The following is a 23,025-nucleotide window of genomic DNA, read 5'->3' as shown; positions in this document are numbered from 1 at the left end:
GAGCTACAAACACCGCCGTGGCTTCCGCGCAACTGTTTGAGCTTCGCGCTTTTCGGTTGCCCTTCTTCTTGCACCGTGCGGAACTTGCGTCTTTCAGCAATCACAGGATGAGAGGCTACTAATGCGCAGACTTCCTAGCTCTTGGGTCCGAACGATGGCGAAGCTTGGTTGGCGTCTCTCGAAGCGCGAGACGAATTCATCAAGGGGTAAAAAGCTGAGACATGAACAGCTTGAGGAACGGCGCGTCCTCACTACCTATTGGGTAAGCAACGATTTTGACAGCGGGTCAGGGTCGTTGCGGTATGCGATCGGGCAAGCTAATGCACATAGTGGCGCGGACGAAATTAAGTTTGATGCATCATTTAATGTACCGCGAGTGATTGCCCTCACCACAGGCCAGATAAACATAACTGATGAGCTCGAGGTAAGCGGGCCCGGCGCCAACCTCCTTACCGTACGCGCGACGGATGTCGATGGAATAAAGAACGGCAACGGAAGTCGCATCTTCAGTATCGACGATGGGAATGGCGGCAGTCGATTTCTAGCCACAATCGCGGGCGTCACGCTAACCGGTGGAGATGTAGATGGAACTCTAGGCGCTGAGGGAGGCGCTATACGGTCTTTAGAGGACCTGGAAGTGCACGAGTCCGTCATCTCCAACAACGCGATAGTCGGATTAGCCTCCAATGGACTAGCCGCAGGTGAGCAGTTCTACGGCGGTGGAATTGCGGTTCTGTACGGTGCAGAACTAACTATTAGCAGCTCGATCGTCACCAACAACCAGCTAATTGCTCTCGTGAGTGGGGTTGAACTCGTCGGCATAACGCTCACAGGAGCCGGAGTCTACTCAGGAGGCAATCTGACGGTCACGGACAGTATCGTCAGCAAAAATTCATCTTTTATCGATATGTCATATGCTACCGATGACATAGACCAGCAGAGCGGCCACACCCCAATTCTAAGAGGGGGCGGTATCGCAATTGACACCGGCGAATTAAATGTGACCCGCACCGTAGTTGATGGCAATTCGCTAAAAATTGCAGGCCAAGGGATTGATTCGCAGTCTGCCGACAACACGGGCATCGTTACGGGAGCCGGCATCTACGCGGTAGGAGGAGCGTACAACGTTTCGTACACGACCATCAGCAATAATGTCGCCGAATGGGATATCGGTTTTATTGGCGTGAGTTCGTGGTTGCAGTTCGAAGCGTTCGGGGCGGGCGCATATCTAGTTGGTGACACCGTTGTGGATTCAAGCACTTTTAGTGGCAACCAGATTGTCTCCGAGCTTCGAAATAGCTTAAACCTGCACCTCTTACCACACGCTTTCATTTCACAAGGCGCAGGTATCTATTTGTCCGGGATCGACAATGCGTTCGATATACGCCACTCCACTATCGCTAACAACCACATCTTGACTGGTGAAGGCTGGGGGAAGGTTGAAATGACCGGAGCTGGACTCCAGGCTTCAGCGGGGCTTTCTCTCAATCATGTGTTGTTAGGAGACAACGACTTTCGTAGAGTGAACACGAGTCAAGTTGTGCGTGAAGACTTATCAACACGCTACTACCCGGGCGGCTATGCCGAAGCGTTAGATTCAGAGTACTCGCTTATCGAAACGTTCGACGTTGGCTCCAGCCTCTCAGGCAACGGGAATATCTTAAGTCAGGACCCGTCGCTCGAACGACTCGATGCAAACGGTGGATTTTTCTTACCAGACGGATCAAGAATTCAGACCCATGCTCTACGGACAGGTAGCTTAGCCATTGATTCCGGGGATGAAGATATCATCAATCCGCCCGACTTCGATCAACGGTTGACACCCTACGAACGAATATTCAACGGCGACGGCATTGGTGAGGCCGTCATTGACATCGGAGCTTTTGAGAAGCAGCCGATCGACGCGGATGACTATAACGCCGACTTCAACAACGATGGCCGCGTTGACGGCGCCGATTTTCTTATCTGGCAGCGAGGTTTTGGCATCGCAACGGGTGCGACTCACAGTCAAGGGGATGCCAACTTCGATGGCGATGTCGACAGCAACGATCTTGATATATGGAAACAACAGTTCGGTCGCGGAATGGGGAGTATCCCTTCCGCAGATTATGACACCAACGGGCATGTCGACAGGGATGACTTTCTTACTTGGATGACATACTTCGGCACGTCGACCGGCGCTACGCTTTCGACCGGCGATGCGGACGCAGACGGTGACGTCGATGAGTTCGATTTCTTAGCTTGGCAGATCGGCTTCAGCGATGAAGCGGGGGGGTGGTCCTACAACGGTGGTAATGATGAGTTTGGAGATTTAACCAGTGGAACTATTCTCGTCTCAACTCTTGAGGATGAGGATGATGGCGACTATCGCCTAGGTCGACTTAGCCTCCGCGAAGCGATCGCAATCGCTTCCGAGGCAGTTGGCGTCACGGAGATTGTCTTTGCCAGCGGGCTGACTGGAACTATAGAACTCGCGCTCGGCGCCTTGGTTCTGTCGAACGACGTGACGATCAATGGGCCTGATGCGGAGAAGTTGGTTATTGATGCCGGCGGCCTAAGCCGCGTATTTACGATCAACGCCGGCACCGAAGTAACCATCAGCGGCCTCACTGTGACGGGCGGCGGCAACGTCTCCACTGGCGGCGGTATTCTCAACAACGGCGTGCTGACGCTGGAGAGCGTCGTCGTTAGTGGTAATACCACCACCGCCTTAGGCTATGGCGGCGGCATTCTCACCCAGAACGGATTGACGGGAACCGCCTCGCTCTACCTCCGTAACAGCACCGTCGACGGCAATCATGCGGCGATCGGTAGTGGCCTCTACCTCAGCCTCGACGACGGCGAAGTGGAGATCACCGGCAGCACCATTTCCAACAACGTTGCTCTTGGACTTGCGACCTCGACCTATTCGGCCGGCGGCGGCCTTGCCGCTGACAGCACGAACACGTCATCGATCGAGATCACGAACAGCACGTTCTCAGGAAACCATGCGTTCTATAGCGGCGGCATTCGCCTGCAGAACAGCTTGGCTTCCTTCAGTCTGGTCAACTCCACGATCGCTTACAACATCGGCAACGATAGCGGCGGTCTCCAGCGTCTCAACAACACGTCGGACCCGGTTCTCCACAACACGATCGTCTCTGAGAACACGGCTCACTCGACCAGTACCAAGCTGGATATCTTGGGCTCAGTCGATTTAACTAACAGCACCTACAACCTCATCGGCAGCGGGGGAGCCGGCGGTCTGAGCAACACGAACGGCAACATCATACTGAGCAGTCCCAATACCGCGGGACTGGCGCCGCTCGGCGACTACGGCGGTAAGACGAAGACGCACGCCCTGAAGACAACCAGCCCGGCGATCGACAAGGGAAGTAATGCATATGCGACAACCTACGACCAGCGCGGACTCGGTTTCACGGGTAAGTACGATCTTCCGGACGGCACATACCCGAACGGGGGAGGAGGTTACCGCGACATCGGCGCTTACGAAGCCAGCACTGGTACAACGCTAATCGTACGTAGCGATGATGATCGCAATAACTCCGTCAACTTAAAAGCCACGACGGATTCTCTCAGGCTCCGAGAAGCGATCGCATTGTCGGCAGATTTGGCTGGCAAAGAGACTATTGTTTTCGACTTCATAGAGTGGAATGACGACGAAATCGCGCTATCTTCTATCTTGGGAAGTCTCGATGTTACGAGCGATCTTACGATTTACGCCTCCGACGTTTTGCCAGTAACTATTAACGCTTTCGGTAACAGCTCCGTATTTGTTATTGACGGCGCGACGGTGGTTATGCGTGGAATTACCATCACAGGCGGCAATGGAGACGACGCGGGAGGGATTTACGCATCTGATTCAAATTTGACACTCGATGAAGTGAGCGTCTCAGGGAACACTGGCGCCGATACAGGCGGGGTGCTCGTGGATACCGGGGTGCTGACGATCATCAACTCTACAGTTGATGACAACCAGGGTGACTTGGTGGGAGGAGTGAAGGTTCTGGCAGCGGAACTCAATGTTTACGGAAGTACGATTAGCAGTAACGGCGGGCCGGACAGCGGCGGCATCTATCTTCTCAGCGCCGAGCCTGCATCCATTCTCAATAGCACTATATCAGGTAATACGGGATATTGGTTTGGAGGTGTTGCTGCGTTCGGCGGAACATCTCTTTCAATAATAAATTCGACGATCACAGACAATTCGGCCGATACGAGCGGCTATTCGGGTGGGTTGATGGTGGGCTCATACACCACAGCGATACTACACAACACGATCCTCGCAGGTAACTACGCCGGGACATCAGACAGCGACCTTTACGTGCACATCAATGGCGATATCGACTCAGATAGTTCGTACAATCTTATTGGGTACGATCCTGATGATTACTTCTCGGATCTGAAGGGAAATATTCGCGGTACGATATCCGCTCTAGATGCTAAGTTGATGCCACTCGCCGACAATGGCGGCCCAACATTGACCCATGCGTTGATGTACGACAGCGCTGCTGTTGATGCTGGCGACGATACGATCGATGACCTGTGGGAAATCGATTTCGATCAACGCGGCTTTGATCGCACCGCGGACAATGTCTACGGTTTCGGCGACGGCATCGATATCGGCGCCGTCGAACTCGCAGTCGGTGAGCTTTACGCTTAACCGAATCTTGTCTTCACGCCCCGCCGCGGCTCACGACTTCCGCGGCGGGGCTACTTTTTTCAATTGTCAAAGATCAGGCCCGAAAGACTCGAGTGGTACAATTTCGCGATTCCGCGAACCCCGATTCAGCATGCTGACATCCGCAGCGCGGAATCGTCGATTCTTACCACTCGCTCAGGTCCCAACGGTTGGGACCTGCCTCACTGATCGCCGACAGCCGCCGCGCCGTCGAACTCCACCGCCGGCGCCGTCCACGCTCCGGGATCCGCCAGCATCGCCGCCTGGGTTTGCTCGCCTCCCGTTTCGCAACTCAATGTTCGGGGAGACCGGCGCACCCGTTCGAGGGTCTCGCTGAAGAATCGCTGGTCACGGATGCGTCGATTCAATCGCTCGTTACCCGTGATGTTTCCCTGCGACTAACCAATTGGCGGAGTGGTCGCATACGATCGAGGGATGGTTGGGTTTATTCGAACAACCGTCATCGCACTTAGTTTCTCACTCGGGGTTGCATTCCTTGGGCTGATGGTCCGCAGCTATTCCGTCTGCGACGCCGTTGTCTTCGAGCCGCAGCACGGGACGTCATACCTGGTGCGATCGATTGAAGGGAGCTTTCTGGTACGACGCACCTTCAAACTGTTTGGTTGCACTAATTCGACGTGGCGCGGATCGTCGACGAAACTGGCGGGTATGCAGTCGCTCGACGAGTACCGCAAGCAGAATGCGTCGCCGAGTCACTTAGGTTCGCAATCGAGCAACGTGTACTCATCTTACTGGATCGACATCCCGCACTGGCTCGCGGCGATCATGGCGATGCTGCCGGGTGTTGTTGCATTCCGAGTGCGAACAAATCAATTCTCGCTACGCTCGGCGATGCTCGTCACCACCGCGCTGGCATTGATCCTTGGATTAGTGGCAACCTTGTAGAATGCCTCGCCCCCGCTTCACCCTCCGCCTTGCACTCGCCCTGGTCGCCATCGCGGCCTTTCCTCTATGGCAGTTGAGCATCGTGAGGCAGCGGCGAGAGGCGATGAGCTCAGGGCCTGCGTTTATTGCAGCTATCGAATCGCCTAACCTCCTCGGCAAAGCCTCGCCGTCGGTGAATACTTTCCGCGAACTACTTGGCGACAAGCCGATTCGCTACGTCTATATTCCGCTGGAAGGCGATTGGAAAACGAAGAAGGCAATGGTCCAGCGACTTTTCCCCGAGGCAGAAGTCTTCGAGGGCCTCCCGGAACCTGAAATTCCTTGAACACCCACCCGCCATGTGCCTAATCTGGAGATCCCACCCCAGGAACTCCACAGATGAAGCTTGGCAACACCTGCAGCTACGCTATTTCAGCGATGTCGCACATCGCCGCCCAACCGGCCGGATCGGTCGTCTCGAACACGAGCATCTGCAAAGCGGCCAACCTGCCCACTCGCTACGTCCTGCAGTTGCTGCGGACGCTAGTCAACGAACGGGTTCTCCTAAGCGTCCGCGGCGTGTCGGGCGGCTACAAGCTCGCACGGCCGGCGTCGAAGATTACGCTGCTGGAGATCGTCGAGGCGATCGACGGGCCGATCGACGGCACGCCATTGGAGTTGACTGGGATGGCGCCGGCTTCTGTCAACGCGGTCTCGAAGGCGATGGCGGCCGTTGCAGCCGATACCCGGAAGCGGCTGGCGGCGATAACGCTCGCAGAGTTGAAGGTGGCGAAGGCGGCCTAGACGCCGCCTACTTCACCCCGTCTTCACGATTGGCTATACACTGAGCGGCGTTTTCGTTTCCATCATGCCCGCCCCGTGGAACTTGCCATGCGCTCCGCTGCTCGCAGCTTTCTCGCTTTGTTTGTCGCCGTCTTCGTTTTGATGGCAACCCAGCGTGCTGGCGCTTGGTCAGAGTCCGGGCACCATTTAGTCGCTCTGCTCGCGTTCGATGAGCTGACGCCCGAAGAGCAGCAGAAGCTTCTCGCGATCCTCGCCGCTCACCCGCGATACGCCGAAGACTTCACGCCGCCAGAGAAGATCAAGAACGCCGATCGTTTCCGCGTCGGCACAGCTGGCTACTGGCCCGACATCGCTCGGAAGCTGCCGGAGTACAACCGTCCCTCTTGGCACTACCAACTCGGAGCCACGCTAACCCTTGGCGAGCCGTCAGAGTATCAGGTTCCCAAGACGCCAGGTGAATTGCCGACGGACGCCACTCTTGAGACGCAGGACCTCCACATCGCTCAAGCGATCGAACTGAGCCGGCGCATTTTCAACGACCAAGCGGCGCCACCCGCCGATCGAGCGATTGCACTTTGCTGGCTTGGCCATCTGGTTGGCGATGCTCACCAACCATGCCACGCGGGCAGCCTCTACGCCGCTCGCTTGTTCCCCGAAGGCGACCGCGGCGCCAACTCGATCCCGACGCGGCAGAAGAACAATATGCACGCGCTGTGGGATGGACTGCTCGGCGGTCGTTATAGCGAAGGGACTCTAGATCGCCGTGTGAAGGAAATTGCTGCGCCCGAGTTCGCGGTTGCCGGCAATGCGGCGATGGCGGCAGAGAACCCGCTTGAGCCGCTCGTCTGGCTGGCCGAAAGTCGCTCCGCCGCCGTCGACCACGCTTACACGCACGAGGTTCTCGGCCCCGTGAAGGCGACGATGGAAGAGGGTGGCGAACTTCCCGAAATCTACTTCTCCGAAGCGTACCTTAAACAGGCCGGCAAACTGGCTCAACTCCGCGCTGTAGCTGCTGGCAAGCGGCTCGCGGCAATTTGGCGCGAGGGCACTAGGTGACGGCGGTTCTTCCGCTCGGCAGCCTCGCTGGCAAAGGCGGCACGGCACTGAGGGGCGAGATCAGCTCGACTTCCACGTCGATCTCAAACGGCCCTGGAGCGTAGACGATTCGCCAGCGTGTGCGGTAGCTCGGATACCACAAAGCTCGATTGCACTCCCGTGAGAGTTCCGAACAAGTATTCGCGGCGGGATAGTCATGCAGGTATTCGGCCGACTCCAGAAAGTCATCGTAGAACTCTGGATCGACGAGGAACACCGGCACGACGATGTTGCCGATGTCTCTAGCGCTCACAACTAGCCGCTGCCCCGGGCCAGCGAGTCGCATCTCTGCGACAAAGAACATGTCTCTCATTTTGCACCCTGTTGCTACTCAATGAAGGGGCGAGTAGCTTGGCGAGCGCCGTGCGGAGCAGCAATCCCCACATATGTGGTGCGCTTAGTATATTTACCCCTCTTTGTCGAAAGATTCAGCAGCTAGGGACGTGGCGAACCAGGAGCGCGGACCAATTCTTCTCGTTTTATGTCCCCGCGTAGTGTGCCATCGCCCTACTGGCCACCAGATTCTGTAGTTTTTGCGATGGTGGCTATTTGTTCATCAGTCGGTAGATTGGTGAGCCATGATAGGCCACGTCGATGCAGATTGCTTTTACGTCTCCGCGGAGCGGGTGAGGTTCCCTCATCTGACCGGCGTACCGGTCGGCGTCATCGGCAACCATGGCGCCTGCATCATCGCCAAGAGTTACGAGGCAAAGGCCGCCGGCATCAAGACGGGAACGCCGATCTGGGAAGGCGTGACGCTCTGCCCCGACGCCGTCTATGTGAAGCGTGACTTTCGCTGGTACGAAGCCCTTAGCAGGAAGATGCTCGAACTGGTGAAAGAAGTCAGCCCGCGGGTTGAGTTCTACTCGATCGACGAATCGTTCTATGAAGTCGAAGTGATCGACCCTCACGGCCTGCAGGCCGCCATCCTGGAGCGCGTTGGCGTCCCGGTGAGCGTCGGCATCGCCCCGACGAAGACGCTGGCCAAACTCTGCTCAGATTCCAGTAAACCGTTCGGCGTCCGCATCGTCACGTCCGACGACGAGCGTCGCGAACTGCTAGCGGGCATCCCCGTCACCGAAGTCTGCGGCATTGCCGGCAAGGCAGCGATCAAGCTCGCCGCCCATCGCATCACCACCTGCGACGAGTTCGTCGCCGCCGACAACCGGCTGATTCGCAAACTGCTGACCGTGGTGGGAGAACGGCTCTGGTACGAACTGCGGGGCGAGCCGGTGCTGCCCGTTCTCATCAGCCGCGCCGCTCATCAGCGGATAGCCCGCGGCGGCTCGATTGGCCGCGCGACCCGCGACCCCGCCCGCGTGGCGGCGTTCGTCGTCCGCAACGTCGAGCGCGTTGTGGAAGCACTCTTCTACTATCAAGTCACCTGCGACCAACTGACGCTGTCGCTCGACTTCAGGGGCGCCCCCGGGCGAGCGATTCGGTGCAGCCTACTTGGAAGTACCGCCGACACCGGTGATTTGCGAGACGCAGCACTATGGCTCCTACCGCGGGTCTGGCGCCCAGCGTCGGCGACAGTTCACTACATGCACGTCATTGCCGACCGGCTGCGACCGCTCACCGATCGCCAACGCAGTCTCTTTGAACGGCGGACAGTGAAGGATGAGCGCATCGAATTCGTGAAGCGCAGCATCAACGACGTCGTCGGCCGGTTCGCGCTGCGGAGCGCTTCGACGTTGCCGCTGACCGACGTGTACGACGACCCGGCCAACTCCTACGATATTCCCGACATCCACGGAAAGACGTGCTTCTAATGTGCAGCGGCGTTGCCATCCTCCGAGACAAGCTGACCGACCCGCTCATTCTGCGCCATGAGCTAGGCTGGCGACTGCATGACCGATCGCTCGATCATAGCGGGCGATTCGAGGCTCGCTTCATGTTCGCCGAGCGGCGCCCGCAATTGCCGGTGGTCCACGACGGCCAACTCGTCATCTACGAGTGGGGCATGGCGTTTGAGAAGAACCGCAAATGCTTCCGCGTCGGTTACTGCAAAGAGGAAGGATTGCGGGCGGACAACTGGCGCTACCTAAAGCCTGAGCCGGTCGTCATCCCCGCCGACTACGGTTTCGAGCGAGGCGTCTGGTTCGCGATCGTCGAGGGAGTCCGCGGCATCGTCGTGCGAGACGAGCAAGAACGGCCGCATGTGTTCGTACTCACACAGCCGTCGACGCATTACTACCAGATGATGACCAAGCGCGACCGCGAGCCCGTGCTGGTCGAGCAGGTGATCTAACGCGGCTTCCGCGGGTGACTGGTCGAGCGTCAGCGAAGTCGACGATACACTGCCACCGCGCATCCAATTCCGAGGAGTCCCCAGAAGGCTGTTCCGACTAGGATCGGCCACGTGGCCCCCTCCCAGTAGACTCTGTACGCGGCGAAGAGTCCCGCGGGAACGCACGCAAAGCAGAATACTGCAAGAACGATCAGAAACAGGGTTATAGCTTGGCTTACCATGACGCCCATTCTAACCGCCGCCGAGGCGGGCGGGAGAACTGCATGAGCCATTTACGGCGCAAATTGCTTGAGATGATCCATCGTTATAACGCCGTCATCGAGGCTTCTGATTAGAACGAAAGGCTGCATAAGAGGATCGCGAAAGCGAAGCGCACGCGCTGATCCGATCATTGCATAGTGCAAATCAATGACATCTTGCAGTGATTGTTAGTCCGCACCTGCCAACGATGGCGGCCGATCACCCACGGGCAGCAGGCTGGCGACGCATCCCATGCCAATCCCAGTTAGCAGCGAAGCGGGCATGATCCAGATAAAGGAAAGGCCGCCGATCTCGAAGAACGCGACACCGACTGCGACCGCGAGGCTTGTTGCGGTAGCGGCCCAGGCACCCAGCGTTGTGGCCCATCGCACAAACATCGCGAGGAGAAAGAGCGATGCCAGCGGAGTCACCAGCAGGTTGATCACCTTGTAGCAAAGCTCCATTAGATTTCCGGGCACGTAGGCCGTGATGAAACTCACGGCGATCACTGCTATACCAACGATCCAAGAGATAGCCTTCACTTGACGCAGTTCGTTGCGCCGCGGGCCAGGCCAGAAGCGATTGATCCAGTCTTCATTAATGACTGAGCAGGCTGAGTTTAAGCCTGAGGAGAGACTATCCATCGCCGCCGAGAGAATGCCGGCTACCACCAAACCCGCAACGCCGGCGGGCAGGACGCGAACGATAAACCGAGGCAGCAACTCGTCGGCACTGCTCGAAATCGTCGCCTTGTCTGGCAGCATCTCCGGGTGAGCGGTGAAGTAGGCCAGCAGCGCGAGTCCAAGCAGCGATAGGATGACGGCGACGCCGAAATCGCAAACTAGCGAGACGCCGAACATCTTTCGCGCGGAGGGGGCGTCACGCGTCGCGAGATACCGTTGAATGGCCATCTGGTCTGAGCAAGCAGTGCAGATGTACCAAGTGAACGTGGAAACGATTGCCATTCCGACGGAGATGCGTGAGTCGGGCGAGAAGAAGGTGGGAGACTCCCAGGCGGGCAGCCATTCCGTCGGAATCCAAGCGCCAACGCCGCCCATTTTGATCGAGATCAACGCCAGCGAAAGCAGCGCTCCGGCGAGCATAATGAACGTCTGAATGACGTCGATGACGACGACGGCCTGCAGCCCTCCCATCGAGGTGTAGGCGATCGTGAGAATCGCCATCGCGGCACACACCAGCGGCGTGGCGCTGGAGTCGAGGTTGAGCAGCGGCACGAGCACGATGTCGGCCGTCGCGTAGACGATCGTCGCCATCCAGAACAGGCGAAGCATGAGGAACATGCTCGAACCGAGCATGCGGACGCTCAGCCCAAATCGCTGTTCGAGGATCTCATAGGCACTCGTCACTCGTAGCCGCATGATGAAGGGGATGATCAAGCGGCCGACAACCAAGTAAACCAGCGGAAAGCTGAAAAATGAGCTGAGAATAAGCGGACCGTGGCGAATCATCTCGCCGGGAAAAGCCAAGTAAGTCATCGTGCTCATAAGCGTGGCGAAGAGCGAGACGCCGACGGCCCAAGGTTTCATCGCGCGGCCGCCAAGTAAGTATTCCTCTGCGCTCGTGACGCCAGAGAACATCCACCCCACGACGAGCATGGCGACGGCGTAGATTGCCAGCACCGACCAATCGAGCCAACCGAACGAACGTTCTTGTCGTCGATCGATGCGAAGCATCGCGGTGGCTGCGGAGGCTTGCACGGCGGGATTCTCGTCTTGCAGGAATCGATTTAGCACCGACAGGTCGGACTGATTGCCACGCTCGGCAAGTCCTTCGCAGACGATGGCGCGATCGACAGCATCGCCTGTAGCGAAACTAAGTAAGGCGTTTTTCGCTTGGCTCAAGTTAGCGGAGTCGGCGAAAAGTAGCGTCGCATAGGCTGCAACAACGCTGTCGTCCGGAGTGAGCTCAGCTGCGGTGATATCGTGGGTCGACAGATTAAATGTTGGATCGTTGCGGCTGTGCTGAAGAGCGAAAGCGGCATTAGTACGATCGTCACTCTGCTGGGAACTAAGAAGATTGATGCTCTGTACGATTTTTTGCTTGTCTGCGACTTCTGGAAAGATAAAAGCTATGTAGGCCTCTCCGACCGGGTCAATACAGCCATCGCGCAATTGTTTGATCTGTTGATCGCTCGGTTTTCCGCTCACCGCCGTCAGTGACGCCAGCGCAGCTTGCCGGACTGGCGAAGCAGCATTAACTGCGACGGCTATGAGGTGCTGAATTGCTTCGTCGCGAGCGTCTAGGTGATCGTCGGATTGAGCGATCGTACGATTGGCTACGACGGCAGCTAGCGTTCCCGATGCCTCTGGATGAAGCGTCGTAAGGAGAGGCTGCGTCGCGTTCCGGTAGCCCAAGCTCGCGAGTCGCGCTATGGCGTCGACGGCGACTTCTGGTTGCTGGTGCTTGGAAAGCTCGGACAGGGTTTTCTCTGCTGCGGCGGAGGGCGTCACCGTCGGCGGAGCGTCTTGCGCGCGTGCGAACCCGCCATTGCCATGGAGAGCCGCTGCGAGCATGAATGGGAGAAGGAGTCTCACTGTAGATAGTTCTCGAGTTTGGGGTCTCGGGTGATCGTGCGATGAGGCTTAGTGGCGTCGCCTGACGGCCTGCGCTTGCTGAACCGTACTGAGCAAGTAATCGTAGGTCGATTCCATATCGAAACGGCTTGGAGAGAACGGAGCGAGATCGAGCCACGATTCGCCTTTCACAACTAAGTCCGCCATGAGTTCGCCGACGACGGAGTTGTAACTGAACCCGCCGGAGTGGAATGCGGCCGCGATGAACAGCCCGGCGGCACCCGGCGCCTCGCCTAGCACCGGTTCGCCGTCGACGGTGAAGCAGATGAGACCGACCTGCTCGCTCTCCCAGCGAGCATCCTGCAACGCTGGCACCAACTGCTGACAGTTCTGCCGACCCTCCTCTCGAACACTGGACGGTGTTTCGAGATCGCTCATGCGAAAATCGAACCGGTTGACCCGTTGCTCCTCCCGCAGCGGCGTTTCCACGCCCATCAGTAAGCGATTTCCCGCAGCAGGGCGGACATAGCCGCAGTACGGGTCGGCGTTGACCGGAGGGGCCATGTGCGGATTCGGCTGTGGAACAGTCACGTAGCGTTGATGAACGAAATGTTTGATCGGCAGCGAGATGCCAAGCTCGTTAAGCAGCGGCAAGCTCCAGGCGTGCACTGTCGAGACGACGGCGTCGGCGTGGAAAGATTGCTCGGCAGTTCTCACGCCAGCTACGCGATCGCCCGCTTTCTCGAAGCCCAGCACCGTCGCGCCTTCAATGACGCGTACGCCGAGATCTCTTACGCGAGCGACGAGTGCAGCGACGTACTCGTCTGGTTCGCTGTAGCCGCCGCGCGGATCGTACAGACCGACAAAATCGCTCGGAGGCGTGAGGGCGGGCCAACGGCGATGAATTTCATCGCCCGAAAGAACTTCATAAGGAACGTCAAGGCGGTCATACAGCGGCAGCAACGGCTCGCGGCCGCTCCAGTCGTTCTGCGTGAACAGATTCAAGCACCCGTGTTCGCTGTGAAATGTGTAGTCATCCCATTCCGCGGAGAATTGTTCGTATAGTTCGAAAGCGCGCTTCCGGGTTCGGACGCCGGTCTCGCTCCAGAGTAGGTGCGTCCCGATGCCAGCCGCGCGGATGCTGGAACCGTGGCCGATGGCGCCCTTCTCCAAGAGAGTTATTCGAGAGACGCCGCGCTGGGCGAGCTGGTAGGCGGTGCTTAGGCCGAGGACGCCGCCTCCGATGACGATTACTTCCGATACTGCCATGGTTACTTCTTGTGTTTCTCTTTCAGCGCTGCATAACAGAGCTACTAACTTAAGCGCCAGAGAGTTGGCGGGAAGTTAATTCGTTTAGGAGCGGTTTGTTCGTGAGAAAGCGCTCGACGTTCTGCGAGAACAAGTCCCAGATCCGTTCGAGAAAGTACGAACTTTCGCTCGAACCCGAGATGTGCGGAGTGAGGATTACATTGTCCATTCCCCAGAGAGGATGGTCCGCGGGCATCGGATAGTAGTAGTGAGTGTCGAGGGCCGCCCCGGCGATTCGGCGTTCGCGCAACGCTGCGATGAGGGCGTGCTCCTCAACGAGCGGGCCACGCGCAGGGTTCAGTAAGTACGCTTGACGCGGCAATGTTTGCAGGTGCTCAGCTTGTACGATGCCCCGTGTTTGCTCGTTCAGCGGCATACACAAGATCAAGAAATTGAGGTCACGCAGGAACTCCGGCCATTGATCCATGGTGAAGACGCGATCGGGTAGCGAACCATCGACGTCGCCGGAGTCGGCCGCTCGGTAGATGTTCTCACGACTCACAACCGGAGACCGGGTGAGCACATGGACGCGAAGCCCGAGTGCTTTGCACAGGCGTGCAGTCTGCCGACCAATTCCGCCGTATCCCCAGAGCCCGACGGTTGATCCTCGCAACTCGGTTTGGAACCGAGCAGAGCGATCCCAAATCGCTTGTCGTTGATTCGCGAGCATCTCGGGCAGGCGTCTGGCCATAGCCACCATCATGGCGATATTCCACTCGGCGATCGCCGTGTCGAAGACGCCGCGAGCGTTGCACGCGCGAACTTCGCGTTCAACCAACCCGATTCCCGCCAATTGCGTGTAGCCCGATGAGGCAATCTGCACCAGCTGCAGGTTCGGCATGTCGGCCAGATTCGTCGGCGGGAATGTGCAGAAACAAATTCGGCACTCCTGGATCAAGTCGGGCGATCGCCAGATCGCTTCCTCTTCCGCGATAGGGTCGACGATAACAGGATCCACGGAGAATCGCTGCTTCAATCGTTCCAACGCAGCGGTATCCGCTGGAACATCGACAAGAATCTTCAGGCGTTCGTTCACGGTCTAGAGCATGTTGCTTTGTTGTAAAAGTTCATGGACGCTGGGGGCCGATGGCTTAGCAGCGAGCTACTGTGTGGCGTAAAAGCTGCCCTGCTCTTCCAGCATGACCTTACCAGGGACGCTATTGAATTCGCCGCTGCCGGGTACGAAGGAATACTTTTGTTTCATCGAATCAGTCAGCTGAATCCCGTGGCCTGGACTTTGTGGCGTCAGGACGCGACCGTCGACCATCTGGAACGAATCGCCGATGAGCTCCTGGTGAAGCGGGCCGAAAGCTGGAGGGACCTCGAGGATGAGGCAGTTCGCGGCCGCGAAGCCGCAGTGGATGTTTTGCATCAAACTCGCGCCCGCCCCCCAGGCGTGCGTGGCGATTTGCTTGTCGGCCGCTTCTAGCAGCTTGGCAACTCGCAGGAACTCACCGAGACCGCCCGTGAATGAGGCGTCGGGCTGTCCAACGTCGCATTTGTCGACGAAGGATTGCCATTCGCTGACGCCTGTCAGGCATTCGCCGGCGGCAATGGGAACCGCGCTGCGATCGCAAAGCTCGCGGTAGCCTTCGAGATTGCAGTAGTGGAGCGGTTCTTCGAAGAAGAGCAGGTTGTACGGCTGTACTGCCGCCATGACGGCGTCGGCGGTCGCGAGGTCCCAGGTGGCCGTGGGGCTGTTGCCCATATGGCCGTCGATCATGATCGCCAACTCGTTGCCGTATCGTTGGCGAATTCGATAGAGCTTTTCAGCTTCCAACTCAGCTGCTGCTGCCGGCGTGTTAGGGATTTGATAGGAGCCGTCGGGGAGAATCCAGCCGGCGCCGATCTTGATCCCTTTGAAGCCAAGCGACAGGTAGAAATCAATCTTCGCGTGCAGGCGATCGTGAGGGCCGTTGCTTGGACCGCCGGTGGCATAGCAAGGCAAGCTGTCGTGCTTGGCTCCTCCGAGCAACGCATGCACTGGGAGGCCTTGCGCTTTTCCCAAGGCGTCCCAGAGGGCAGCTTCGATCCCATTGAGGACGTTTAGTCCCAAGCCAACGCGGCACCAGAAGTTGCCGCAGTGATACATTCGTTGCCAGAGTTGATCAACCGCTTGGAGTGGTTGGCCAACGAGAATCGGCTTGAAGAATTCGACGATGCTGGGAATGGCTTCGGGGAGAAAGTAGCCGGCGTAGGTTTCTCCGATTCCAACAATTCCGCTATCAACGATGACCTCGATGAAGGCAGCGCTACGGCGTTGCCTCGCTTCGGAGAGAAACGGGTCGTTCGTGCATGGCCCCGTAAGAAGCACCGTTCTGACGTCAACAATCTTCATCGTGCTTCTAGAAGTATTTTCTGGCGAGTGCGAGGAGTGCAAAAAATTCCCACGGGACGCGTTCGATTCGGCTGGTTTAATCAGTGGGCTGTCGCAAGATCTCCTCGATCCAGTCGGCCGCCTGTGCGGGAGCGCGCGGCGGCGTCGTATGACCGCGTGGTTCCGGTACGACGTGTAGCTCAGCTTGCGAGGGAACGCCTTGTTTGAGCGACTCAGCGGTTAAGCAGCGTGAAAACTCGATTGCGTCGTCGACGCCGACGCGTTCGTCCTGGTCGCCGATGGCGATCCAGATCGGCCGACCAGCGAGCTTCGGGGCGATCGAGGCGAGCGAAATGCGGTCCGCTAGCTCGGGATGATCGATGTTCTTGAACTCACTCAAGGTGTTCAGCGAAGTAACCGGCGCCATACAGACGACGGCCTTGATGCGCGGATCGGCTGCGGCGGCATGGCAAGCCAGGAAGCCGCCGCGTGAAGTTCCGCAAATCGCGATACGATCGACGTCGACGATATGCTTAGCCACAAGATCGTCGAGCACTTGGCTGACCTTCTCGGTGAATTCTTGCACGAAAGGTTTGCCTGCGTCGACTCGATCGCTCCAGCCTACGAGGCCTTCCGGTTCGTTGCCTTCGCGCTCATTTCCGTGACTTGGTAAATCCAGGGAAATGCAGGCGTAATCTCGCGCCTGCAACTCCAACCCGCACTGAAGAAAGTAGGGGTTGCCGAGCGACTCGTTCGCATCGCCGGAGAGGACGATGAGCGCTGGCGCGGGCTCAGCGTCGTCTCGTCGCAAGACCTTGTATTGGATTCCTCCAGGAGTCGTAGTCGTCTCCACGCAAGCGTGGCCAGAGCTATCGACCATCACTGGCTGTTCCGGCAATTCGTTAGCAAGAAATGCGACGATCTTCTTACCAAGCGACGCGATGGAGCCGTTCGTGTGGCCAGCGTTCCTAACCAGACGGAGGGAGCAATCTCCGCCGCGACCGATCATGGCACGATAGAGAGCGATGCTCTGGTTCGGTAAGACGTTTTCGTCGTCCATGCCGTGAATCAGCAGCACTCGAACGTCAGCTAGTCGTTTAGCATTTCGAATGGCAGAGCGGCTATCGTACGCCTGGGCGTCTTGCGGGTAGGCAGCGCCGTAGGCCTTCGCTAGTGTCGAAGAGTATCCTGGGTTCTCAGCAATCCATGCGGCGAAGTCGGTCATCCCCATGTGACTGATTACTGAAGCGACTCGGGCGGGTCGACGCACCGCGTAGGCGAGTGCCGAACCTCCCCCCATGCTGCTGCCGAGGAAATGGACGCGCTGGGCATCGAGTGAATCGTCGCGAGAGAGCATATTTAGCACGTCATCAACTCTCGCAATGGCGTCGTCATTCATCCAATGCGACGGGCCCAGTTCCGGCACGATCGTCACGTAGCCGGCTTGGCTCAACTCGCGGCGAATTTCCGAAAACTCTTCGCTGGCGAAGTTCGAAGCGTTCATCGAACCGCCGGCGCCGTAGAGCGCCACGACGACAGGCGACTTGGCATGATCGCCCGGTGCACCCGGCCGATAGAGCAAGTACGGGGTCGCCGTCGAAGCTGACGCTGCACTCGCCGTCTGCTCTTCAGCGAGGTACTCCACCCCGCTCGCCATCGATGACAGCGCAGCCGCGATGGAGATTGCGGCCAGCAGTTTTAGCCGTAAGGCTCGCCGATGCTTGGTTGGGTGAACGACGTTCATGAATCACTTCGCTTGGGCGAGCGGTTCAGTGGAGGATTCAATATAGACGGCGAACAGCCGCGGCTCATCTGTTGCTTCTTTACGGTTGAGATGGACGCGAAGCCTTATCGTCTTGCCTGCGAGTGATTTTAGATCGCCGCTCGCCCACGCGACTGGGCAATCCAAGCCGTCTGTCTTGTTCGATGTACCGGCATTAGCGCCTGAGAGCGCCGGATTGAATGCGAAGCGTTCGTCGGCCACCTCCACCTGCATGTCGTCGACTTGTTCTCCGTTGATGGTAACGCGGCAACCGTTGGCGGGAACAATGAAAGGGGCTGTCCACACCGTGCCTGCCTGCGCTCCAGGGATGAGGCCTAAGGCTCCCCATCGATCGCGAGGCAATGTCGCAAGCGCGATCTCGCCGTAGTAGTCCTTCCACTCCTTCGTATTAGCCCAGCGTCCATGGTAGATCCGCGTCTCGTCGCCTACGTTAATGATGCCGTTGCCCTGGGCGAGGATCATCTGGTGGTCGACGCCGTCGGGATGCTTGACGCCCGATTCACTGCCGTGCAAGTAAACATGGCCTTTCACGGCCTCACGGAAATGTTGCCCATCGTTAGAAACGACGAGGCCCCAATCTCCAGAAGTCGTACCGTCTCCGAACCAGTCGCCCGGATTGGGATGAGCGTGCCAAATCGCGTAGAAGCCGACCAAGACGTTGCCCATGCTTACTGGGGCGCAACCTAAGTGGACTTGGTCGCCCGGCTTGTCGAGGCCGCGTTCCATGGGGTCTTTCGGCTCCGGCAACGTGAAGGATTCGCCGCTTTCTTGGAGCCAGTCTTTGAAGTTGGTGGACAGCCAGACGAAGCCTTGCCGACCAGCTTTATGCCCGCCTTCGCTGAAGCCGTTTGGCGCGAACTGTGCATTGATGAAGTAGAAGCCGTCGTGCTTGTAGAAGGCGCACGGTTCCAACCCATCGTCGATTGGATAGTCGGTGCCCGCCGTCCACTTAATGCCGTCAGGGCTTGTCGCCATACGCACGGACATGTACTTGTCATGTTTCGGTCTGTTCTCATAGACCATCTTGTAGCGACGCTGCGGATCAGGATCGTCGTCGTCGCGGACAATGAATGTTCCCTGAGTTTTCTGACGGGGAAGGTCAATCGCGTTGTTGTTGCGGCTGCCGTTGATTTCGACTTGGCCCAAGTTGGGGCGGGTCCAATGGATGCCGTCGTCGCTCTCAGCGTAACAAATAGGGCCCTCCTGGAAGTCTGTCGGTTCTTTGATCCAACCGACTGCGTAGTACCACATTCTAAATTTGCCCTCTTCCTGAAGCACGGTGCCGTAGAAATGGCATGCAACATGATCGGGGGCGCTCGTGTCGCCGCGACGGGGAGTCAAGAGCGGCTCCTCTCGCACCGTAGGCTTCGTCATGTAGTAGCACAGGTTTTTGCGCAGCGGCAGCGAATAGTCGTCGATTGCCAGGAGCGTTGCGCGCCCGATAGCCTGGGAGCCAATCGTTGGGAACTTAATAGCTTCGGGAGTTTGAGCAGCCGCGCAAAGCGGCAGCCCGCAGATAGCGGCAAATAGAAGCGCCTTCAACATGCTTGGTGCAACCTTCCAAATGAACAGGCGAGTGGGCACATTCGCGCGAGCGATCGCATCGCTGGCACAAGAACATTCAGGCATGCGATTTCGAGTTCGTTCGACGTCGCGTAGCAGCTAATCGTAACGTTATCGTTCTTCGTATAGCCTTGATCGTCGATCGTCAAAGTAACGTCAACGACGGCGTCATTTGGCCGGAATTTCCAAATCAATCTCGCCATCAACGCTCGTGGCCGTGTCCACGATTAATGGCGAATTCTCGCCGCGGTAAAGCAAGGCACCGGTTGGCTGCAGTTCATCTATGCTTCCATCGTTGAATGGAGGTTTGCCGGGGACCTTACGTCCAGTCTTCTTCAAGGGTTCCACCTCAACCCGATGTTTGCCTGGTGGAACGCCTCCGCGTGCTGAAATCTCGTACCTCCCCGCCAAAATGTCGCCGATGCCGATTGGGCCAGCGTTCCCATCAATCGGTACGAATCGAATTTGTCCCGATTCAACTGGCTCCCCGCCGACGCTCACGTCGCCCCGGACGACCACGTTGGATGTACCGTGCTTCCCACAGCCGATCGCCGATACCGCGTGTAACAAGCCTATGAGTACGAGGGCAATCGAGAGCCGATGTGTCAACATGTGTTTCATCATCTCTAGTACCCCGTCATATCGATCGTTTCGTCGCCATTGCGCGTCGTTAGCGCCGTAAGCGTCGTTTGCTCCATTGATTGCGGAAGGAAACCAACGTGCCCGTCAGCGAACAGGAGGTGGGCGCCGTTCACATGCCAGCTTTGAATGCCGGTTTGTTCGAACGTCGGAAGAGAGTTGATGCCACGCCACGTTGAAATGCGATTCTCGGTGACCCAAAACTTGCCGACCGCGCAGCCGTCTCCCGGGCAATAAGTTGGATAGGTCTTCTTCCAAGGGTCGTTGTGGTCATGGTCGACCTCGCCTACAAGCAAGGTATTGCTGGAACCGTCCGTAATGTCTTTGAAGTCGATGTTAGAATTATCGAACATCACGCCGGTGCCGTCGTTGTCGATAGCGTAGTAAAGTTTTCGATGAGTTCCGATCGCCGAGTAATTTGTTTCCGCCACGTCGTCGGGGCCGGGCAGCGTTGGGCAGCAGCCGACTAGCACGTTGGGCGGCGCTTCTGGGCAGTAATACATATCGAGCAAGGTTTTGATTCCAGCCGAGTTCGCCGGATCGCCGTAGTTCTTCGTGTAGTCGATGAGCCTCGAGGCGCTCGCTTGTTCGAAGTACGGGAGAATTCTTGCGGACCAGCTCCAGGTAATTGCGTCATTTTCATAACCCGCACCCGCGGGGAAGGAGCCCTTGGCCGCGTGGTAGTTGTGCAGCGCTAAACCAATCTGCTTGAGATTGTTCGTGCAAGTCATTCGCCGAGCCGCCGCGCGAGCCGATTGCACGGCTGGCAATAGAAGCGCTATGAGGACGCCAATGATTGCGATAACGACGAGCAGTTCAACGAGGGTAAAGCCGCTAGATGGGTTTCTGTGCCTGTGACGAAATCTTCTGGCGGAAAGTGGTGTTTGGCTAATCTGCGTGTCAGGCATGGGAGATTTCCAAGTGACGGGAATTGGGCGACCGATAGCGCGGGGGAAAGTTCCCGCGGCGCGGATCAGCGAAGCTGCCCCCCAGCTTCAGCAAATCGAGCGTCAGTTACATACGTCTCACTGAACCGCCGCGGGAACTTCGCACCCAACTAAGGTTCTTGATCTCTTAGGCAGCGACCTGCCGAACTATGCGACGGCGAAAGCTCGCAGCGACCGCGACGCCAGCGGCGATCAATGGGGCGCTAGCCGGTTCTGGCACGACAGCCGTCGCAGCTGCAGGAACAGCGTCAACGTAAAAATCGCTGCCGACCACTGTCGAGAGGTAGAAGCAAGTGATCTCGGCGCCGCCCGGGTCAGCGTTACCCACAGTGATTGAAGTGCCGGCGACCGTGATCGCCATATTCGCGGAACCGACCACCCAGTCTTGCTCCCACTTTTGCCAAGTATCGAAGGCAAAATCTAGGCCCGTGTCAGACCAGAACAGGCCTTCATTCAGGGCAAATACGTCGCCATCTGTTCCCGAAGCGATGGCCACGGGACGATTTTCACTCACATCCTCAAAGCCGCCGTTGAATCCGAACTGCGGTTGGCCCGCCGGAATGTACATCATCCACTCGGCATGGAGTTGATCGCCGTCGACAACCGGTACATTGAACTGCGCCATCGCGTACGAACTGCGATTGCCGACGGTTCTTTCAAGGCGACCATATTGAGATCCTTCGGCGGCGCCTGGCGTTAGTGCGTCGGATATCGAAACGTTGTTGCCGTTTCGAAAATTAAGCGCCCAATTTGCAGTTGCTGGAGTTGGCACGCCGAACGTCGCTCCAGGCGTCCGAGATTCAAAATTATCATGAAACACCTGGTTGCCGTTGAGCGTGACCGTCACGGCGAGTGAGTTGCTGCCGGCCGTGAGCAGTAGAAATCCTGCAAACAGCAATTGATATGTGAGATAGTGGCGTCGCATACGACGACTTCCTTTGTTTGCGAAGTGAGTTGTTAGGCGTAAACAATCGCTAGAGCTCCGACGGTCAGCGACGTTGGCGCCTCAATGACGAAATTACGATTCCTGCTACGGCGAGAAAAACACCCGAAGGTTCAGGTATTGCGGCGGCAGTTGGCGCGGCTGAGCCGCCTGTTCCGAAGTGTTCTTTCCAGACACCCAAGTCGCCCGCATCAACAATGCCGTTATCGTTGCCGTCTGCTGCGAGATTGACGGTGCTCCCGAAGCTTCGCTGCCAAAGCAGAAAGTCGACGCCATCAACCTTGAGGTCGGCGTTATAGTCGCCGGGAACCGCTGCGGCCTGGGCCGCATCGACAAAATAGCTACTGCCGGGAACCGTTGAGAAGTAGAACTGGGTGATGGCGCCGCCGCCAGAATCGAAGTCATTGACCGTCGCGGTATTTCCGCCAACGGTGATTGTCATGGAGTTCGAGCCTACGACCCAATCTTGCTCCCATTTCTGCCATGTGTCGAACGAAAAATCGAGTCCAGTATCGTCCCAGGAGATTCCCTTGTTGAGTAGCAGAACGTTACCGCTTGCGCTAGTGGCGAGAGCGACGCCACGGTTCTCAGTGTTGTCGGCAAAACCGCCGTTGAAGCCGTAGTCCGGGTGTCCGGCAGGTACGTACAGCATCCATGTTGCTTTGACGTGGGCGCCATCCGCTAAGTCGGTGCCGAGTCTTGCGTAGGCGGCGCTCTGCTGATTGCCGATTTGACGTACAAGATGTCCGTAATTTGTGCCCTCAAAGGCGCCAGGAATTGCCGCATCAGTTACGGAAACGCGACTTGAGCCTATAAAAGTAAATTCCCAATTTCCTAATTGCGCCGGACCGAAGGCGGCTCCGGCGTCTCCGTCTTCGTAGTTGTCCTTGAAAACAGCGACACCATCGACTGTAATTTCGATGCCGTATGCGGGAGGCAATCCCCATGCGGCGAGCGCGAGCAGCGCGCCAGATCGAAGCAAAGCCCGAAGACTCATGCTGACTCCTCTTAAGTTGACTTAGATAAGTAGGCTGA

At 57.7% G+C, this 23,025-nt stretch carries 18 protein-coding genes; 7 read left to right on the top strand and 11 right to left on the bottom strand.

Annotated features, from left to right (window positions below; all coding sequences use genetic code 11):
* The first annotated feature begins 154 nt into the window (after positions 1 to 154).
* From PLANPX_RS14210 to PLANPX_RS14190, 5 genes are all read left to right on the top strand, one after another.
* Positions 155 to 4,663: a choice-of-anchor Q domain-containing protein gene (locus tag PLANPX_RS14210; protein WP_152099373.1), complete on the top strand. Its 4,509-nt coding sequence runs from the start codon at positions 155 to 157 to the stop codon at positions 4,661 to 4,663.
* Positions 4,664 to 5,350: 687 nt separating this feature from the next.
* Complete coding sequence (locus PLANPX_RS27380) at positions 5,351 to 5,587, top strand: hypothetical protein (protein WP_172992068.1); 237 nt, start codon at positions 5,351 to 5,353, stop codon at positions 5,585 to 5,587.
* A gap of 1 nt (position 5,588) precedes the next feature.
* On the top strand, positions 5,589 to 5,912 hold the full coding sequence (locus PLANPX_RS14200) for a hypothetical protein (protein WP_152099371.1): 324 nt from the start codon (positions 5,589 to 5,591) through the stop codon (positions 5,910 to 5,912).
* Between the two features lie 53 nt (positions 5,913 to 5,965).
* Complete coding sequence (locus PLANPX_RS14195) at positions 5,966 to 6,370, top strand: RrF2 family transcriptional regulator (protein WP_152099370.1); 405 nt, start codon at positions 5,966 to 5,968, stop codon at positions 6,368 to 6,370.
* Positions 6,371 to 6,457: 87 nt separating this feature from the next.
* A complete protein-coding gene (locus tag PLANPX_RS14190) occupies positions 6,458 to 7,426 on the top strand; it encodes a S1/P1 nuclease (RefSeq protein WP_152099369.1) in 969 nt (322 codons plus the stop codon).
* On the opposite strand, the gene PLANPX_RS14185 is transcribed toward PLANPX_RS14190, so the two are convergent.
* The gene (locus tag PLANPX_RS14185) at positions 7,419 to 7,769 is read right to left on the bottom strand and encodes a hypothetical protein (RefSeq protein WP_152099368.1); all 351 of its coding nucleotides are present in this window, start codon (positions 7,767 to 7,769) and stop codon (positions 7,419 to 7,421) included. The genes PLANPX_RS14190 and PLANPX_RS14185 overlap by 8 nt on opposite strands.
* Before the next feature lie 274 nt (positions 7,770 to 8,043).
* Here PLANPX_RS14185 and PLANPX_RS14180 point away from each other — a divergent pair, with 274 nt between their 5' ends.
* The gene (locus PLANPX_RS14180) at positions 8,044 to 9,237 is read left to right on the top strand and encodes a DNA polymerase Y family protein (RefSeq protein WP_152099367.1); all 1,194 of its coding nucleotides are present in this window, start codon (positions 8,044 to 8,046) and stop codon (positions 9,235 to 9,237) included.
* On the top strand, positions 9,237 to 9,716 hold the full coding sequence (locus PLANPX_RS14175) for a hypothetical protein (protein ID WP_152099366.1): 480 nt from the start codon (positions 9,237 to 9,239) through the stop codon (positions 9,714 to 9,716). Before PLANPX_RS14180 ends, PLANPX_RS14175 begins: the two co-directional genes overlap by 1 nt.
* A 428-nt stretch (positions 9,717 to 10,144) precedes the next feature.
* Here the strand turns inward: PLANPX_RS14175 and PLANPX_RS14170 are convergent, their stop codons facing one another.
* The 10 genes from PLANPX_RS14170 to PLANPX_RS14125 form a co-directional block, all read right to left on the bottom strand.
* Positions 10,145 to 12,511 carry a sodium:solute symporter family transporter gene (locus PLANPX_RS14170; RefSeq protein ID WP_152099365.1) on the bottom strand — a complete coding sequence of 789 codons (2,367 nt, stop codon included), beginning with the start codon at positions 12,509 to 12,511 and terminating at the stop codon, positions 10,145 to 10,147.
* 48 nt (positions 12,512 to 12,559) lie between these two features.
* Positions 12,560 to 13,759, bottom strand: a complete 1,200-nt coding sequence (locus PLANPX_RS14165; RefSeq protein ID WP_152099364.1) for an NAD(P)/FAD-dependent oxidoreductase — start codon at positions 13,757 to 13,759, stop codon at positions 12,560 to 12,562.
* Positions 13,760 to 13,808: 49 nt separating this feature from the next.
* On the bottom strand, positions 13,809 to 14,834 hold the full coding sequence (locus PLANPX_RS14160) for a D-2-hydroxyacid dehydrogenase (protein WP_152099363.1): 1,026 nt from the start codon (positions 14,832 to 14,834) through the stop codon (positions 13,809 to 13,811).
* 66 nt (positions 14,835 to 14,900) lie between these two features.
* Positions 14,901 to 16,136: a mandelate racemase/muconate lactonizing enzyme family protein gene (locus tag PLANPX_RS14155; protein ID WP_152099362.1), complete on the bottom strand. Its 1,236-nt coding sequence runs from the start codon at positions 16,134 to 16,136 to the stop codon at positions 14,901 to 14,903.
* Positions 16,137 to 16,212: 76 nt separating this feature from the next.
* Positions 16,213 to 17,859, bottom strand: coding sequence for an alpha/beta hydrolase family protein (locus PLANPX_RS14150; protein ID WP_152099361.1), 1,647 nt, complete (start codon positions 17,857 to 17,859; stop codon positions 16,213 to 16,215).
* A 3-nt stretch (positions 17,860 to 17,862) separates the two neighbouring features.
* Positions 17,863 to 19,527: a hypothetical protein gene (locus PLANPX_RS14145; RefSeq protein WP_152099360.1), complete on the bottom strand. Its 1,665-nt coding sequence runs from the start codon at positions 19,525 to 19,527 to the stop codon at positions 17,863 to 17,865.
* 102 nt (positions 19,528 to 19,629) lie between these two features.
* Entirely contained in the window at positions 19,630 to 20,085 is a 456-nt protein-coding gene (locus tag PLANPX_RS14140; protein ID WP_152099359.1) for a hypothetical protein, read from the bottom strand.
* Positions 20,086 to 20,087: 2 nt separating this feature from the next.
* Positions 20,088 to 21,008: a DUF1559 domain-containing protein gene (locus tag PLANPX_RS14135; RefSeq protein WP_152099358.1), complete on the bottom strand. Its 921-nt coding sequence runs from the start codon at positions 21,006 to 21,008 to the stop codon at positions 20,088 to 20,090.
* A gap of 166 nt (positions 21,009 to 21,174) precedes the next feature.
* A complete protein-coding gene (locus tag PLANPX_RS14130) occupies positions 21,175 to 21,972 on the bottom strand; it encodes a PEP-CTERM sorting domain-containing protein (RefSeq protein WP_152099357.1) in 798 nt (265 codons plus the stop codon).
* Positions 21,973 to 22,036: 64 nt separating this feature from the next.
* The gene (locus tag PLANPX_RS14125) at positions 22,037 to 22,987 is read right to left on the bottom strand and encodes a hypothetical protein (RefSeq protein ID WP_152099356.1); all 951 of its coding nucleotides are present in this window, start codon (positions 22,985 to 22,987) and stop codon (positions 22,037 to 22,039) included.
* Between the last annotated feature and the right edge of the window lie 38 nt (positions 22,988 to 23,025).

The sequence above is a fragment of the Lacipirellula parvula genome (assembly GCF_009177095.1).
In the GTDB taxonomy this organism is placed as follows: domain Bacteria; phylum Planctomycetota; class Planctomycetia; order Pirellulales; family Lacipirellulaceae; genus Lacipirellula; species Lacipirellula parvula.
The sequence above is the reverse complement of the archived record's forward strand: the minus strand, read 5'-3'. Positions and strand labels throughout refer to the sequence as shown.

Bases quoted from the DNA above. Each gene is read 5' to 3' on its own strand.
- PLANPX_RS14210 (WP_152099373.1), top strand. From the start codon at position 155: ATGGCGAAGCTTGGTTGGCGTCTCTCGAAGCGCGAGACGAATTCATCA.
- PLANPX_RS27380 (WP_172992068.1), top strand. From the start codon at position 5,351: ATGCAGTCGCTCGACGAGTACCGCAAGCAGAATGCGTCGCCGAGTCAC.
- PLANPX_RS14200 (WP_152099371.1), top strand. From the start codon at position 5,589: ATGCCTCGCCCCCGCTTCACCCTCCGCCTTGCACTCGCCCTGGTCGCC.
- PLANPX_RS14195 (WP_152099370.1), top strand. From the start codon at position 5,966: ATGAAGCTTGGCAACACCTGCAGCTACGCTATTTCAGCGATGTCGCAC.
- PLANPX_RS14190 (WP_152099369.1), top strand. From the start codon at position 6,458: ATGCGCTCCGCTGCTCGCAGCTTTCTCGCTTTGTTTGTCGCCGTCTTC.
- PLANPX_RS14185 (WP_152099368.1), bottom strand. From the start codon at position 7,769: ATGTTCTTTGTCGCAGAGATGCGACTCGCTGGCCCGGGGCAGCGGCTA.
- PLANPX_RS14180 (WP_152099367.1), top strand. From the start codon at position 8,044: ATGATAGGCCACGTCGATGCAGATTGCTTTTACGTCTCCGCGGAGCGG.
- PLANPX_RS14175 (WP_152099366.1), top strand. From the start codon at position 9,237: ATGTGCAGCGGCGTTGCCATCCTCCGAGACAAGCTGACCGACCCGCTC.
- PLANPX_RS14165 (WP_152099364.1), bottom strand. From the start codon at position 13,759: ATGGCAGTATCGGAAGTAATCGTCATCGGAGGCGGCGTCCTCGGCCTA.
- PLANPX_RS14155 (WP_152099362.1), bottom strand. From the start codon at position 16,136: ATGAAGATTGTTGACGTCAGAACGGTGCTTCTTACGGGGCCATGCACG.
- PLANPX_RS14150 (WP_152099361.1), bottom strand. From the start codon at position 17,859: ATGAACGTCGTTCACCCAACCAAGCATCGGCGAGCCTTACGGCTAAAA.
- PLANPX_RS14145 (WP_152099360.1), bottom strand. From the start codon at position 19,527: ATGCCTGAATGTTCTTGTGCCAGCGATGCGATCGCTCGCGCGAATGTG.
- PLANPX_RS14140 (WP_152099359.1), bottom strand. From the start codon at position 20,085: ATGATGAAACACATGTTGACACATCGGCTCTCGATTGCCCTCGTACTC.
- PLANPX_RS14135 (WP_152099358.1), bottom strand. From the start codon at position 21,008: ATGCCTGACACGCAGATTAGCCAAACACCACTTTCCGCCAGAAGATTT.
- PLANPX_RS14130 (WP_152099357.1), bottom strand. From the start codon at position 21,972: ATGCGACGCCACTATCTCACATATCAATTGCTGTTTGCAGGATTTCTA.
- PLANPX_RS14125 (WP_152099356.1), bottom strand. From the start codon at position 22,987: ATGAGTCTTCGGGCTTTGCTTCGATCTGGCGCGCTGCTCGCGCTCGCC.